Annotated in this window: 13 protein-coding genes; 8 read left to right on the plus strand and 5 right to left on the minus strand. The window is 71.3% G+C overall.

Annotated elements, in window-relative coordinates; translation table 11 throughout:
- Window positions 1-48: 48 nt before the first annotated feature.
- Window positions 49-471 (plus strand): hypothetical protein, encoded by a 423-nt coding sequence (locus tag D7Y11_RS21160; RefSeq protein ID WP_126934617.1) that lies wholly within the window; start codon window positions 49-51, stop codon window positions 469-471.
- Here D7Y11_RS21160 and D7Y11_RS21165 read toward each other — a convergent pair whose 3' ends face one another.
- The 3 genes from D7Y11_RS21165 to D7Y11_RS21175 form a co-directional block, all read right to left on the minus strand.
- Window positions 472-1800, minus strand: a complete 1329-nt coding sequence (locus tag D7Y11_RS21165; RefSeq protein ID WP_126934618.1) for a ferritin-like domain-containing protein — start codon at window positions 1798-1800, stop codon at window positions 472-474.
- 139 nt (window positions 1801-1939) lie between these two features.
- A complete protein-coding gene (locus tag D7Y11_RS21170; RefSeq protein ID WP_126934619.1) occupies window positions 1940-2689 on the minus strand; it encodes an SDR family NAD(P)-dependent oxidoreductase in 750 nt (249 codons plus the stop codon).
- 36 nt (window positions 2690-2725) lie between these two features.
- Window positions 2726-3511, minus strand: a complete 786-nt coding sequence (locus D7Y11_RS21175) for an SDR family NAD(P)-dependent oxidoreductase (RefSeq protein WP_126934620.1) — start codon at window positions 3509-3511, stop codon at window positions 2726-2728.
- A 112-nt stretch (window positions 3512-3623) separates the two neighbouring features.
- Here D7Y11_RS21175 and D7Y11_RS21180 point away from each other — a divergent pair, with 112 nt between their 5' ends.
- The 3 genes from D7Y11_RS21180 to udk all read left to right on the plus strand — a co-directional run bounded on the left by D7Y11_RS21180 (window position 3624) and on the right by udk (window position 6464).
- The gene (locus D7Y11_RS21180) at window positions 3624-4076 is read left to right on the plus strand and encodes a helix-turn-helix domain-containing protein (RefSeq protein WP_199733788.1); all 453 of its coding nucleotides are present in this window, start codon (window positions 3624-3626) and stop codon (window positions 4074-4076) included.
- A gap of 34 nt (window positions 4077-4110) precedes the next feature.
- A complete protein-coding gene (locus tag D7Y11_RS21185) occupies window positions 4111-5757 on the plus strand; it encodes a DUF692 family multinuclear iron-containing protein (RefSeq protein WP_126934621.1) in 1647 nt (548 codons plus the stop codon).
- Window positions 5758-5825: 68 nt separating this feature from the next.
- On the plus strand, window positions 5826-6464 hold the full coding sequence (gene udk / locus D7Y11_RS21190; protein WP_120577057.1) for a uridine kinase: 639 nt from the start codon (window positions 5826-5828) through the stop codon (window positions 6462-6464).
- Here the strand turns inward: udk and D7Y11_RS21195 are convergent, their stop codons facing one another.
- On the minus strand, window positions 6465-7517 hold the full coding sequence (locus D7Y11_RS21195; protein WP_233597007.1) for an alpha/beta fold hydrolase: 1053 nt from the start codon (window positions 7515-7517) through the stop codon (window positions 6465-6467).
- A gap of 35 nt (window positions 7518-7552) precedes the next feature.
- On the opposite strand from D7Y11_RS21195, the gene D7Y11_RS21200 reads away from it, so the two are divergent.
- Window positions 7553-8482, plus strand: a complete 930-nt coding sequence (locus tag D7Y11_RS21200; protein ID WP_169821824.1) for a hypothetical protein — start codon at window positions 7553-7555, stop codon at window positions 8480-8482.
- A 46-nt stretch (window positions 8483-8528) separates the two neighbouring features.
- On the opposite strand, the gene D7Y11_RS21205 is transcribed toward D7Y11_RS21200, so the two are convergent.
- On the minus strand, window positions 8529-10724 hold the full coding sequence (locus D7Y11_RS21205) for a PQQ-binding-like beta-propeller repeat protein (RefSeq protein WP_121753824.1): 2196 nt from the start codon (window positions 10722-10724) through the stop codon (window positions 8529-8531).
- Between the two features lie 97 nt (window positions 10725-10821).
- Between D7Y11_RS21205 and D7Y11_RS21210 the strand changes: the two genes are divergently transcribed.
- The 3 genes from D7Y11_RS21210 to D7Y11_RS21220 all read left to right on the plus strand — a co-directional run.
- On the plus strand, window positions 10822-13062 hold the full coding sequence (locus D7Y11_RS21210; RefSeq protein WP_126934622.1) for an HTH domain-containing protein: 2241 nt from the start codon (window positions 10822-10824) through the stop codon (window positions 13060-13062).
- A 54-nt stretch (window positions 13063-13116) separates the two neighbouring features.
- Complete coding sequence (locus D7Y11_RS21215; RefSeq protein ID WP_120577061.1) at window positions 13117-14034, plus strand: HEAT repeat domain-containing protein; 918 nt, start codon at window positions 13117-13119, stop codon at window positions 14032-14034.
- A gap of 3 nt (window positions 14035-14037) precedes the next feature.
- Window positions 14038-14644, plus strand: a 607-nt coding sequence (locus D7Y11_RS21220; RefSeq protein WP_126934623.1) for a hypothetical protein, incomplete at its 3' end; no start/stop codon positions are given.

Genomic DNA, 14644 nt, shown 5'->3' on the forward strand with positions numbered 1-14644 from the left:
GGCCTTGCTAAAGCGAGTCCGCAAACCGGGTGCGAGGAGTGGGTCGCGATGACTCCAATGGAAGGGCAGTCCTGGCAGACGACCTGCCGGGTATGCGGCAGGCAGACGTGTCCGAAACCCGAGGCGGTGGCCGCCTGGATGCGCACGATGCTGGACCGCGTGCATGGCACGCAGATGCGCGGCGCGGGTCGGAGGGGACTGCGCGAGGCCCTGGCCATGGAGGGCGTGCTCATCACCACGCACCTGGAGGTGTGGTCGCGCGCGCTCGAAGGCGTGTGCCCGGACTGCATCGCGGACGTGGCTCCGGAGACGGACGAGAAGCTCCAGGATCCGGAGGCGATGCACGAGGCGGCGCTGGAGCGCTGGCGCACCTCCGCGCCGGAGTTGGTCAGCGACGCGGTGGAGTCCGCGGTGGACGACACGCTCCAGGCCGCGCGCGAAGCCGCGACCCGGAACAAGCCGACGACCTGATCAGGCCCAGAGCTCCTGCTCCAGCGTGTCGAGCAGCGCCAGCGCGGCCTCGGGCGTGGGCAGCCCCGCCTCCGTGACGAGCGCTGAATCGAGCGGCATCGCGACCTCCGCGCGCAGCAGGGCCACGGCGCGCCTCCGGGCCTCGCGCAGGGATTCCTGCTCCGGCGCGGACAGACGCGAGCGCGCCCACCGGTCGATGTCCCACGACAGGCCCGCGTGCCGCGTCTCATCCTCGGCGATGCGGACCATGGCCTCGCGCACCTCCGCGTCGCGCGCATGCAGCGCCTGGTGATGGGCCACCAGCGCGCCGTAGGTCTCGCGCACGCACCCCTCCACGGCGTTGTCCAACGCCACCTCGCTCAACGGGCGCAGGGGCACGGCCGCGACGGCGGGCGGCGGTGGCGTGGCCCCGTAACGGCGCGCGAGCCGTCCCGTCATCTCCGTGTGCATGACTTCATCCACCGCGCTCGCGAGCACCGCCTCCTGGAGTGCTGCCTCCGCGCCATGCAGGGCCAGCTCCTCACGCAGCCTCAAGAAGGCGTGGATGGACGCGGCCTCCAGGTGCGCGGTCTGCGCGAAGTGGTGCCCGAGCGCGTCCTCGCAACCTCCCGCGACCGTGCCCTCCAGCCCCACGGGCCGGCGGCCCACGGAGCATGGGCCAGAGCCCTTCTGCAGCACGTGATCCTCCACCTCGCGGAGCTCGCCGTTGGCGGACACCCTGACCACGTACTGCATCAGGTTCGAGCCCTCGCCGCAGGCGTCGCCCTTCGTGGCCACCACGTTGAAGCCCCCGCCCGGATTCCGCTTCACCGCTCCCTGCTCCAGCGTTTCGCAGCTCAGCCGGTAGCCCGCGGCGAAGGTGAGGAGCGCCGCTTCCTGCGCGGTGTCGACCGCGCCCAGCAGGTTCTGGAGCTCTTGTAGCGAAGCCCAGGTCTTCACCTCATCGCCACGCGTCGTCGCCAGGAAGTACCTCGAGCAGAGCTGGACGCAGTTGCCGGTGAAGCCGTCGCTGGAGCTCGCCTCGGCCAAGGCTGTCTGACAAGCGGACACGTCGGTGGCGCTCGCGCACGCCTCTCCGGTGGAGGCTCGGGTCTCGTAGCCCACCGGGCCCTCGCGGCCGTAGCCTGAGAGGACGCGCGACTCGACGAAGTCCACCGCGGGTTGGATGCTCAGGTCATTGATGGCGGGATCGCCCAGCGGGGTGCACTCGATGGCCGAGTAGCCCCGCAGGTCCGTGCCGCCGGTGCCACAGCCCGCCAGCACCAGTGGCGTCGCGAGCGAGGCCCGCAGCGCGCGAGAGAAGAGATGCCGCAATCGGTTCGTGTTCATGGATGCCTGCTCCCGTGGGACGAGGTGTCCCGCGAGCAGAGCAACTGCGATGCCATCGCAGTGCTCCCTCTGGGAGCCACCATCCCGCGAGCGTGTCCGTGTGCTCGGAAAGCTGAGGCGTCTTCAGAAAGCTGAGGCCCTAGAACGACTCCTTGAACGGCCGCAGGTCCACTTCCTGGGTCCACGCGGAACGGTGCTGCCGGTGCAGCTGCCAGTACGTCTCCGCGATGGCGTCGATGTGGAGCAGCCCGTCCTCGCCCAGCGCCTTCACCCGCTCCGGGGCCAGCGTGTGCAGGCGTTCACCATCGATGCCGCCGTCGATGAGCACGTGGGCCACGTGCAGGCCCTGCGGACCGAACTCGCGCGCCATGCCCTGGGAGATCATCCGCAGGCCCGCCTTCGCGGCGGCGAAGTGCGTGAAGCCCGCGCGGCCTCGGAGGCTGGCGGATGCGCCGGTGAAGATGACGGTGCCCCGGCCCAGGGGCACCAGCCGCCGGGCCGCCTCGCGTCCAACGAGGAACCCGCCGAAACAGCCCACCCGCCAGAAGTCCTCGAACGTCGCGGCGTCCAGGTCGCGGAAGGGGACCTGCCGGTTGTTGCCGGCGTTGAACACGACCAGGTCCACGGGGGCGAAGCCCGCTCCCGGAGCCAGGGCCCGGTCGAACAGCCGCGCGACGTCCTCCTCCCGCGTCGCGTCCGCGACCACCGCCTCGCCACTGCCACCGGAGGCCGTGAGCCCCGCGACCACCCGGTCCAACTTCTCCCGCGTGCGCCCCGCGACGAGCACGTGGTGGCCTTCCGAGGCGAACTTCCGGCACAGGGCCGCGCCCAGGCCCTGTTCAGCGCCAACGCCCACCACGACCGCGGTGGGCTTGAGGGAGGAGGTCATCGAGAGCAGCTCCGGGATAGAGGACCGTCGCCCGTATCAGACCCGCTCGGACGTGCGGAACAAGGGCGCACCCAGCGCCGCGCCGTTGACGCCACCGTCAACGAACAGATCCTGCCCGCTCACGTAGGACGCATCGTCGGATGCGAGGAAGAGCACCGTCCGCGCGATCTCCTCCGGCCTGCCCATGCGCCCCATGGGAATGGTGGCGGACATGCCGCGCTCCATCTTCGCGAAGGCCTCCGGCGTGGGCGCGTTCTTCTCCCAGATGGGCGTGTTCGTCGCGCCAGGAGACACGACGTTGACGCGGATGCCCTTGGGGGCGAGCTCCGCCGCCAGCACGCTTCCCATCGCCTTCAGCGCGCCCTTGCTCGCGGCATAGGCGGAGTACCCGGGCATCCCCAGCTCGCTGTGCACCGAGCTGGTGAGGATGATCGACGCGCCGGGCTTCAGGTGCGCCGCCGCGGCCTGCACCGTGAAGAACACGCCGGTGACGTTGGTCTGGAGCACGGACGTGAACGCTTCCTGCGACGTCTTGCCCACGGGCGTCTGCGCCGCGACACCCGCGTTGGCGAACACGATGTCCAGCCCGCCAAAGCGCTCCACCGTCGCCGCCACCGCATGCTCCAGCGCGGCCGGATCCGTGGCGTCCGCCTGCACCGCCAGCACGTTCGCGCCCAGCTCCTTCACCGCCGCGTCCAGCGTCTCCCGGTTGCGCCCGGTGATGGCCACCCGCGCCCCCTCCGCCACGAACAGCCGCGCCGTCGCCAGCCCGATGCCACTGTTACCGCCCGTGATCAGCGCCGTCTTTCCCTTGAGCCGCATCTGACTGCCTCCGGTGTGAGTGGTTTCATGATGAAACCAATTGCCGGATGAATAAAAGCCCCGGTTTCGTTATGCAACCAGTTGTGGAGCGACCCTCTGGAAGGAGGCGGTGGTGAAGCGGACGAGCATGGAAGGGGCGGTGTGCCCGGTGGCCCGGTCCCTGGACGTCATCGGGGACTGGTGGTCGCTGCTCATCGTGCGCGATGCGCAGTACGGCCTGCGCCGCTTCGGCGAGTTCCAGAAGAGCCTGGGCGTGGCGAAGAACATCCTGGCCCAGCGACTGAAGCACCTGGTGGACCACGGCATCCTCGAAACCCAGCCGGCGTCCGACGGCAGCGCCTGGCAGGAGTACGTGCTGACGGAGAAGGGGCGGAGCCTCTTTCCCATCCTGGTCGCGCTGGGTCAGTGGGGGCAGCAGCACTGCTTCGAGGCGGGAGAGCCCCGGACGCGAGTGCTCGACAAGGCGCACGGGCAGCCGGTGAAGCCGCTGGAAGTTCGCGCCGCGGACGGCAGGGTGCTGACGGTCCAGGACGTGCGCCTGGATCGGCCGGCCACACAAGGCTAGCGCCACCCGGAGCCGGGCTGGTTAGGGTGTGCCCATGACGCGCCCTGCATCGGATTCGTGGTCACTGCCCTGGATGGGGCTGGGGCTGAGCAGCAACCTGAGCGCCTCGGACGTGCCGCATCCGTACCGGTTGCTTGACGCCTCGCCTGGTCTCTTCGACTTCGTGGAGTACAGCGCGCCCATCGCGCTGGAGGAGGCGAGGGCCCAGGCCACGCTCTTCCCGGAGATGTGGCGCCGCCGCTCGGACGTGCCGGTCCTCTTCCATCCGGTGCACCTGAACCTGTGGGGCCCGGAGCTGGAGCCCGCGTCGGCGCTCGCGGAGCTGGACGCGCACGCGCGCGCGGTGGGCAGTCCGTGGGTGGGCAACGACGTGGGCTGGTGGCACGCGGGCGGCCAGCCCTTCCCGGGCTACCTCTACGTCACGCCGCCGTTCAACGACGCGGGCGTGCGGGACAGCGCGGCGCACGCGCTCCACATCCAGGCGGGCTTGAGCGTCCCGCTGGTGATTGAAAACCCCGCCGTGCTCGCCACGCGCGGCGGACTGCACGCGCTGGACTTCATGGCGAAGCTGCACGCGCGCACGGGCCTGCCGCTGCTCCTGGACCTGGGCCACCTCTTCAGCCATCAGCTGTCCGCGGGCCTGCCCCTGCGCACAGGCCTGGATGGCTTCCCGTTGGATCAGGTCGTGGAGCTCCACATCGCCGGCGGAGTGGTGACTCGCAGGGGAGGGCGGACCTTCTACGTGGATGACCACACGCAGCCCGTGCGCGAGGAGCTGTTCGAACTGCTGGCGGAGGTGCTCCCGCGCTGCCCGCGCCTGCGCGCCGTCACCTTCGAGGGCGACGGCCATCCGCCAGAGGTGGCGCTCGCGTCACTGCGGCGGCTGCGCGCGCTCGTCCCGAAGGAGTCCCGCGCTCCCATCGACATCCCCGCGTCGCGCGAGCCCGTGCCCGCCCTCACTGGGGACAGCCGCCCGTGGGCGCTGTTCGACGCGGGCCACGGCGTCACGCCGGCCACGGAGGACGAGGACCCCGAGGGCACGCGCGCGGACCGGGACTTCCGACTGGCGGTGGTGGCGGAGCAACTGGACAAGGACTGGCCCCTCACGCGCCTGCTGCTCGCGGCGACGCCCGAGGGGCTGGAGTCCTTCACCCGCTCGCGAGAGTACCGAGGCCTCTTCGATGGGCTGGGCAAGTCCCTGTCCCACGCGTTCGCGTCCTGGGCGCGCAAGCGCGTGATGGCCGCACCGTCGGACGGCGTGGCCGCCGCGCTGTCCCTGGAGATGATGCTGCCGCACGCCTTCCTCCAGACGCCGCCCGCCCCAGCCCCGGGCCAGGTGGCGCTGACCGAGGACGTCCGCCTGGGCTCCTTCCCCGCCGACCTGACGGAGCTGGTGTTCGCCACACGGGCGTTGCGGCGGCATCTCACCGGCCGTGCGTGGGCCTGCGGGGCGCTGGAGGTGTCCGGCCTGGAGGCGCTGGCGCAGGTGGCGGCCCGGCCGGGTCCGGGCCCGTGGCGCTTCGCCATCCGCCGCAAGGCCATCGGCTTCGAGGTCCTGACGCTGCCCCCGGAGGTAGCCGCGGGGCTCCACGGGCTCGCGGATGGGCCGCTTCCGGTGGAGGCCCTGCCCGGATGGCTGCTCGCGGAAGGGCAGGCACGCGGGCTCTTGCGGCGGGCATAAGGGCGGACACATGTCGGCCGGTCAACGGATCCTTGCGCCCACCTGTCTGGTGGGGTAGTGCCCGCCGCATGTCGTCACCCCTCGTCGTTGGCATCGCAGGCGGCACCGCGTCCGGCAAGACCACGGTGGCCCGCAAGGTGCGTGAGGCTCTCGCCGACTGCCGGGTCGCCTTCATTGATCAGGATTCGTACTACCGGGACCTGAAGGACATGTCCCTGGTGGACCGGCGGGAGGTGAACTTCGACCATCCCGACGCGTTCGACACGGAGCTGCTGGTCAGTCACCTGCGTGCGCTCAAGCAGGGCCAGGCCATCCAGAAGCCCGTCTACGACTTCGTCACGTCCGGACGTCAGCCGCACACGCACCGCGTGGACCCCGGGGACATCGTCCTCATCGAGGGCATCCTCGTGCTGCACATGAAGGAAGTGCGCGACGAGATGGACGTGAAGATCTACGTCGACGCGGACGACGACCTGCGCATCCTTCGCCGCCTCACCCGCGACATCAAGGACCGCGGCCGCGACTTCGACCACGTGGTGGGCCAGTACCTGCGCCACGTGCGCCCCATGCACATGGGCTTCGTGGAGCCGTCCAAGCACCACGCGGACATCATCATCCCGCACGGCGGCAACAACGACATCGCCATCGGGATGCTCGTGGGCGCGCTCCGGGCGCGGCTCGCCTCGCAGCACCAGTCGCAGCGCTAGCTAGCCGCGCAGCCAGCGCAGGAAGTCCTGCACCGGCCCCTTCAGCCGGTGCGCGTCCGACAGCAGGGTGCCGTGGTCTCCAGGCCCCTGCAGCTCCACGAACCGCGCCTGCACCCCCGCCGCCGTCAGCTGGTGGTAGGTGTCCCGCACGCGGCCCGCCGGAGCCAGCGCGTCCGTCGCGCCCGCGAGCAGCAGCACCCGCGCGTGGATCTTCGAGAACGTCTCCGTCAGGTCGCAGCCCGCGTACGCGGAGCAGAGCATTGACCACGCGATCGGATCGAATGTGTCCGCGAATGACGCGGCCTCCGCCTCCAGCGCCGCCAGCGCCGCCGCGCTGTCCGGATACGCGCTGCCCAGGTGGTCGCGGCCGTAGAGCAGCTTGAGGTAGTCCATGCGAAGCCGCGCCAGCGTCCGGTTCGGGGCGCGCTCGCGCAGGGGCGGGGTGTCCTCGTTGTCAGGCGCCATGCGCAGCACCTGCGACGTGAGGCCCAGCTTCTCGCGCAGCCCTTCCGGCAGCGCCCGCGCCGCGCCCAGCACCACCACGCCGTCCGCCAGCTCCGGGAACAGCGCGGCCAGCCGCAGCGCCACCAGCCCGCCCAGGCCAATCCCCACCACCGCCCGGACGCGCGTGAGCCCCAGGGCCCGCAGCAGCGCGGACACGCCGCGCGCCATGTCCAGCACGGTGAGCGGCGGCAGGGCCGCGCCCCAGGGCCTCCCGCTGTGCGGATCCGGCGTCAGCGGCGACGTGGAACCGAACGGGCTGCCCAGGAGGTTGGGCACGATGACTGGCGTCACGTCCGGATCCAGCGCCTTGCCCGGACCGATCAGCTCCCGCCCCCAGCCCGAAGGTTGGTACGCACCGTTCACTTCCGTGCTCAACGCCTGGTGGGAATGGGACAGGTCGTGCAGCACCACCACCGCTTTGCCATCCGACGGTTTCCCGTAGGCCTGCCAGGCAATCTGGGGGCTTCCCAGCAGGTCCCCTTCCTCCAGAGGAAGGGGCACGGTGAACAGTTGGATTCCCTCGGCCTGGGGCACGATGATGCGGCTCATATCATTGCCTGCCCGAACGCACAGGAGCCTGTCGCTTGAAGCGCTACTTCGGAATCATCGTTGTCATCGCCCTGGTGATCGTCGCCGCCGTGGCGAGTCACCGCACCGCCTCCGCGCGGGCCACCGAGGCGGAGCGGGACGCGGACTATCGCCGCATCCAGTCCGTCTACATGGAGCGCGTGGGCTGGATGCGCTCCAACCCGGATGAGGCTTCCTACAAGGACGAGCTGAAGTCCTTCTTCAAGGGCTACTTCGACGATGTCGACGCGCACCTGGACCGCTTTGGCGGAAACAAGAAGTTCGACAGCTATCTGGCGGAGCTGGATCAGCGCGCGGAGGCGGGGGGCGAAAAGAAGGACAACCGCGCGGGAGACCGCAAGGCCTTCTACGAGTACGCGCGCAAGCAGTTCGACTCCCTGCGGGAGGGCCGCTACCGCCCGGTGTTGTCCGCCACGGACAAGGGCATGCGCCTGGACGTGGTGTCCAACGACGTGGTGATGGTGATGGGCAAGCCGCAGATCCGCCTGCAGCTGGTGCTCTGGGGCGCGCAGCGCGTGGAGAAGGACGAGGGCAAGGTGAAGAAGATGGTCACCAGCGCTTCGTTCGACACGGTGTGGAAGCTCACGGACGCGAAGGGCAAGCTGCTGGGCGAGATGCGCGGCGCCGACCCGTCGATGAAGATCGACTACCCCGAGCGCCTCATCGCCGGGTTCCCTCCGCAGATGGTGCTGGGCCACTACGACCTGGACCTGCTGCCCGCGGAGGTGGCGAAGCTGGAGATGACCATCAACGTCGCCTCGCACGCGGCGTCCGGTGGCAACGCCAACGCCACCTACGCGTGGAAGCTGGACGTGCCGTCGGAGTGGAAGCTGGGTGCCAACGAGACTTGGGAAGGCGCCACGCAGGAGGAGCGGCCGGAGGAGGACATCGACCCGGCCAAGGCCTCGGCGAAGAAGGGCGAGTAGCCCTTCGTTTCAGGTTCAGGGCGAGTCACGGACAGGCCGCACTTCGTCACTTCACGACGGCGAAGTGCGACCCCAGCCGGTACGCGGACAGCGTGCCGGCGTCGTCCAGGAAGTACAGGTTGAGGCGCACGTCGGCCTGGAGCGCGACGAGCCCCACCCCCGCGCGCACCTCCGCGAGCACCTGACCGCCGCGAGGATCCACCGCGCGCACCACCTCTCCCGCGATGAGCGTCACGTCGCGGGCGGTGCGCGCCGGCAGCGCGGTGATCAGCGGCTCGCCGGCCGCTCCCACCCGCCAGTCCACCTGCCCGGACAAGGCCACGCGAGCGGCCGCCCCGGACGCGCTCGTCACCACCACCGCACGAGGCAGCGGCGCCAGCGCATAGGGCCCCGGGCCCAGGTGCAGCGCGCGCTCCCAGACCTTGCGTCCACGCGCGTCCAGGCACACCAGGAACCCGTCCTGGTCGCGCATCCCGGCCAGGAGCACCCGCTGGCCCACCGGCAGCGGCGTGGAGGGCAGGATGAGGTCCGGCTCGAACGTCCACTGCGTCTCGCCGGTGTGCGCGTCCGCCAGCAGCAGCGCGTGATGCGAGCCGCGCCCCAGGAGCGCCAGGAAGCGCCGGCCCCACGCCACCGGAGGCCCATGGAAGGGAAGGGGCGAGCGCAGCCGGTAGCGCACCTGACCGTCCTCCAGGTCCAGGCCGTACAGGTAGCCCGAGTCCGTGGACAGGAGCGCCCGGTGTCCCTGCGTGGCCATCCACCCTCGCTGCGTGCGCGGAGGGGCCAGGCGCCACACCTCGCGGCCCGTGGCCTCCGCGAAGGCCACCGCCGTGCGGTCCTCCGACAGCGTCAGCAGCAGCCCGTCCTGGCGCAGCAGCAGCGGCCCCAGCGGGATGCCGTCATGGTCGTGCAGCCACCGCGCGCCCGAGCCCCGGCCGGTGAAGCCGTACACGCGCGTGTCGTCCGCCGCCACCGCGTGGCCATCCGCGGACGCCGCCACGCCCAGCGACGCGGCCCGCCGCCACAGCAGCGCGCCGTCCTTGCGTGAGAACGCGCCCGCCAGCCCCGGGGCGCAGTACACCGGCCCGTGCCGTCCCAGGAGCAGCCGCGCCTCTTCCGGCTCCTCCAGCCCGCGCTGCTCCCACAGCTTCTCGAAGCGCAGGCGCCGCAGCTTCCCGGGCACCTTCAGCGGACGGGATTCGCCGCGCGCAGGGGGACTCTTGCGCTCGCGCGCCTCGCCCTCGGCCTCGGGTGGCTTGTGCGCGCCTCGCAGGTGGGACAGCCCCTCGCGGCAACGCTCCGCCACCTCCACCAGGTACGGGTTGGAGACCTGGACCCGGTGCGCCTCCGCGAACGCCAGTCCCAGCGCCTCCCCCAACTGGAAGAGGGCGGACAGCAGCGCCTCGGGCTCCAGCTCGAACCACGTGCCGGTGGGCCCCAGCTTCGCCCGCCGTCCGGGCAGGTCCAGCGTCAGGCGGGGACGCACGCCCGCGGGCTCGAACTCGAAGCGGGCCTCGCCCAGCTCCACGGCCCGCGCCAGCTCCACGGCCTGCCGGGACAGCTCCAGCACCGTGAGGAACGGCGGCCCCGGCGCACGCCACGCCTGCGGCCGTCCCGGCAGCGCCAGCCACACCTCACCCGCGCCCAGGAGCGGCGCCAGCGCCCCGGAGGGGCCCTTCGACGGCGCCTCGCGCGAGGCGGGGGAGATGTCCTTCAGCTCGAAGCCGAAGCCCGGCACGGAGACGGGCTCAATCCGCAGCGGGGTGGGGGGAACGGGCTTTTCTTCCGCATGCGGGGCGGCCTTGCCCAGGCCCTGGAGCGCCTCGCCCAGCTTCCGGGCGGCCGTGGCGGACAGGGCCTTGGGCGCGAGCTTCGTCACGTCCTGGAGGAATCTCTGGCCGCTTTGGCGGGTGGCCTTCGTCAGCTCCTCGGCGTCCACCCGGATGGGCGGGCGCAGCAAATGGGCGGGGCGGGCGAGACTCGCCACCGAAAGTTCGATGTCCGGCCCGACGCGCCGCAACACCAACTCCAGGTGCGCCTCCGTCAGCGAAACCTGCGCCAGCCGCCGCCTCCCCGCGTGCAGGGCCGCGACCGCCTCCACCAGAGCGGGGACGACCTCCGTCAGGGGCTCCTCCACCGCCCCGGACAGCAGGTTCACGCCGTCGAGCTCCAGCGCGATGGAATCGAGCGGGGAAGCCGACGGTTCGCGCTTCCAATGGTGGCCGATGCGAAGACGGGTCATTGACGTTCGTTGACAAGCCAGTTTAGCGATGGCTAGCATCCGCCGCCCATACGGACCTACATTTTTGTAACCGTTCGGAATTCTTGGGGAATACTCGATGACATTTTACGAGGCCGCGCTCCGTGTACTGGAGAGCGAAGGTCGCCCCCTGCATTTCCTTGAGATCACGGAGAAGTCCATCCAGCTGAGCCTGCTGTCCCACATCGGTAAGACGCCGGAAGTGACGATGCTGTCGCGACTGGCCGCGATGGCGCGACGGACGCGGGATCGAAAGGTGATTGTCACCGCGAAGGATACCTTCGCGCTGACGGACTGGTCGCTCTCCGAGGACGTCGAGGCACTTGCACAGACGGGCGTGATGGAGCCGCATCCGGAGGAGGAGTTGCCTCCGTTGCGGCCGGTGGAGCGTCACCCGGAGCCCCGCACGGACAACGTCCGCGCGTCGGGTCGTGGCACGGAGCGCAAGCGCCGCCGTGACGAGGGTGAAGAGGAGCGGGGTGGACGCCGCAAGCGCTTCCCGCCACTGCCGGAGGTGGTGTTCGAGATCCTCAGCGAGGCGGAAGCCGGACTGCGCACGGATCAGCTCATCGAGCGCGCCAAGGCCAAGGAGCTGTGCGCCGAGGAGACCACGGTGGAGGCGGTGCTCACCGCCCTGCTGGAGGACAACCAGCGCCGCATCGACGCGGGCCGCCGGCCCCAGTACGCCTTCAACCAGGAGACCGGAGAGGTGTCCCTGGAGCGCGCGGGCGCGCCGAGCGAGGCGCCGCCCCTGGAGCTCCAGGCCGCCTTCGCGCAGGCCCTGGGCATCCCGCTGGAGGGGGGCCGCCCGGTGCTGGGCAAGCCCGCCGCCGCCGGGGAGCCCCTGGTGGACGAGGCCCTCATCACCACCGCGCGCACGGCCCTCAAGGACGCGCGCCGGGCGGTGGCTCGCGGGCTGCGCAAGCGCCTGGGCGACGCGGACGTGGGCACCTTCGAGAAGTCCGTGGTGAAGATGATGCACGGGCTGGGCTTCCGCGAGCTGAAGGTCGCCAAGCGCTCCAAGGAAGGCCCCCTGCTCACCGCGCGCAAGCGCGAGGGCAGCGTGGAGCTGCGCTACGCGGTCCGCATGCTCAAGGGCATGCCGGGCATCGATCGCAAGACGGTGCAGGAGCTGCGGCGCGACCTGGGCCACTACTCGGCGCAGGTGGGCCTGCTGGTGAGCGCGGGCGAGGTGCGCGGCGACGCGCGCTCGGAAGCGCAGGCCACTGGCTCGCTGGTGATGCTGTGGTGCGGAGACGCCCTGGGTGAGAAGTTCCTGGAGGCGAAGACGGCCGTCACCGTCACCCAGGTCGAGCTGTACGACATCGACGAGCGCTTCTTCGAGGCCGCGAAGCTGGACGCCGAGGAGGCCCAGCGCCGCCGTGAGGAGCGCAAGAGCGAGAAGCAGGCCCGCGAGGAGGGCGAGGGCGGTGGCGAGGCCGAGGTCGCCGCCACCACCGAAAAGCCGGAGCGCGCGGAGCGTCCCGAGCGGAGCGACCGTTCGGAGCGTTCCGAGCGCCGCCGCGACCGTCAGCGCGAACGGGCCGAGGCCCGCGACTCTGCCCAGACCGGCGCCGAGGGCTCCGAGGCCAAGGCCTCTCCGGTGGCCCCCGCGCCGCCGGCCGCCGCGGGGTTCACGCCCGCGTCGGAAGAGGACGAGTCCGAGGAGGGCGACGACGAGGGTGAGGACGAGGACCTGGAGGCCGCCAGCGCCTTCGTGGGTGGAGGCAAGGAGGGCGCCGAGGCCGGTGCCGCCGAGGGCAGCGCCTCCGAGCGCAAGCGCCGCCGCCGTCGTCGCCGGGGCCGTCGCGGCCGTGGCACGCGCGGAGCGGAGGGCACGCCCGCGGGTGAAGCCGACGCTCCCGCCGGTGAGGCCTCCAGCGCGGATCAGTCCGATGCCACCACGGTGGCAGCGGTCGCCGCCGGTGAGGGCACTGAGTCCTCGGGTGGCATCGCCGCGCCGTCTCCGGGTGGCAGCGTCACCGGTGAGTCGGTCGCGCTCGCGGGCGAGGCACTGCCCGTGATGAGGGAGGTCAGCCCCGCGAACGGGGAGGCCGCCGCCACGCCGCCCGTCGTGGGCAACGCCTGGCAGGCGGGCGAAGCAGTGCAGGCTTCTCCGGAGTCCGACGAAGCCGCGCGGGCCCGGGCCGAAGCCGCGAGTGATGCGTCCGATGCGGTGACCCCGGTCGCCGCGCAGGCGCTGCCTCCGGAAGAGGCTCCCTCCGAAGCGTCCTCGCAGCCCGCGGAAGTCCGCGAGGTGCACGAGGCGCCGGTGGCCCCTGGGACGGACGGCTCGTCCGAGGGCAACAAGGAAGGCTGATCCCCCGCACGGAATCGGGTGCGGTGGACGCGGGAGTGTTAGCCTGTGGGGGCCATGAAGCCGGCCCTGCTGCTAACCTCCTGCGTGCTGTTTTTCGGGGCCTGCCGCTCGCAGGCCCCGCGCTATCCGGTGGCGCCGGTGGAGCTCTCCGGGACCACCCTGCGGGACAACGCTCTCCTGGGTTTCGGCCCGGAAGGCGTGCGGGACCTGTTCGATGACGCGCTGGAGTCCTCCGGCCGCTTCGAGCTGGTGGCCGACGAGTCTCCCAAGAAGGCCCGCCCCTGGCGGCTGTCGCTGGACGTGCCCTTCACCCGCGAGGTGTTGAAGGACGGCAACCCGCACAGCTTCGCGGAGGTGGGCGTCAACCTTTCCCTGGAGCGCTTTGGCGGCAACACGCCCCAGCGCTACGAGGTCGTGGGCCTGGGCGAGGCGGCGGTGGAGGTGGACTCGACGGACGGGCGGCGGGCCGCGATGCGCAGCGCACTGGAGAACGTGCTGCGGCAGGTGACGGAGTCCGCGGTGCTTCAGCTCTCCGCGCTGGACCGCACGGACGAGGCGCTGGTGGCGGACCTCCAGGCCACCGATTCGCGCATCCGCGAGTTCGCCCTGCGGACGCTGGCCGAGCGCAAGCACCCGTCCGCCGCGCCGCTCCTGATTGAGCGCCTCAAGGACACCAGCGACGCGGAGCAGGTGCGCCGCACCATTGGCGCGCTGGCGGAGATGAAGGCGAAGAGCGCGGTGCCGGCGCTCATCGACCTGGCGCGCGGCCGCGACTCGGGCTTCCTGCAGGAAATCGTCTTCGCGGTGGGCGAGATTGGCGGCCCGGAGGCGGAGGCGTACCTGTACACGGTGGCCCAGGGCCACGACACGCCGTCGGTCCAGGCCGCCGCGCAGCAGGCGCTGGACACGCTCTACGCATCACGCAACCACGCAACCGCGGAGGCGCGTGGCCAGGGCCACGCGGACCCCTAGCGCATGATGAAGCAATCGCTGTCGATGGTGGGGGGCCTGACCCTCCTGGCCTCCACGCTCGTCGGTTCCGGCTGTGCGAAGCGCGTCGAGTCGGACACGCGCCCCTCGCCCGAGTCCATCGGCCAGTTCTACCCGCTGGCCGTGGGCAACGCATGGACGTACCGGATTGACGGGCGCGACGACAAACCCGTCACGGTGGAGATCGTCAAGGAGCAGGACGGCTACTTCGTGGACAACCAGGGCGGCCAGCTCACGGTGGACGCCTTCGGCCTGCGCGACCCCAAGCGCTACCTGCTGCGTGGCCCGCTGGAGGCCGGGCGCGGCTGGAACAACGTCGTGTCCGTGTCCTCCACGGAGCGCTACCAATTGGTGCAGGTGGGCTTCGCCTGCAAGGTGCCCGCGGGTTCGTTCTCCAACTGCGTCAGCGTGGAGGGCCGCAACAAGGTGGATGGGCAGACGACGCTCGTGAACACGATGACCTTCGCCGCGGGCGTGGGCCTGGTCCGCGTGGACGTGGCCACGGAGCACGAGGGCAAGCGCGTGCCGCAGACGGAGCTGGAGCTCATCTCCTACAAGGCGGATGGCGCCAGCCCCGCGGCCACCCCCGCCG

The sequence above is a fragment of the Corallococcus sp. AB018 genome, from assembly GCF_003986945.1.
GTDB lineage: Bacteria > Myxococcota > Myxococcia > Myxococcales > Myxococcaceae > Corallococcus > Corallococcus exiguus.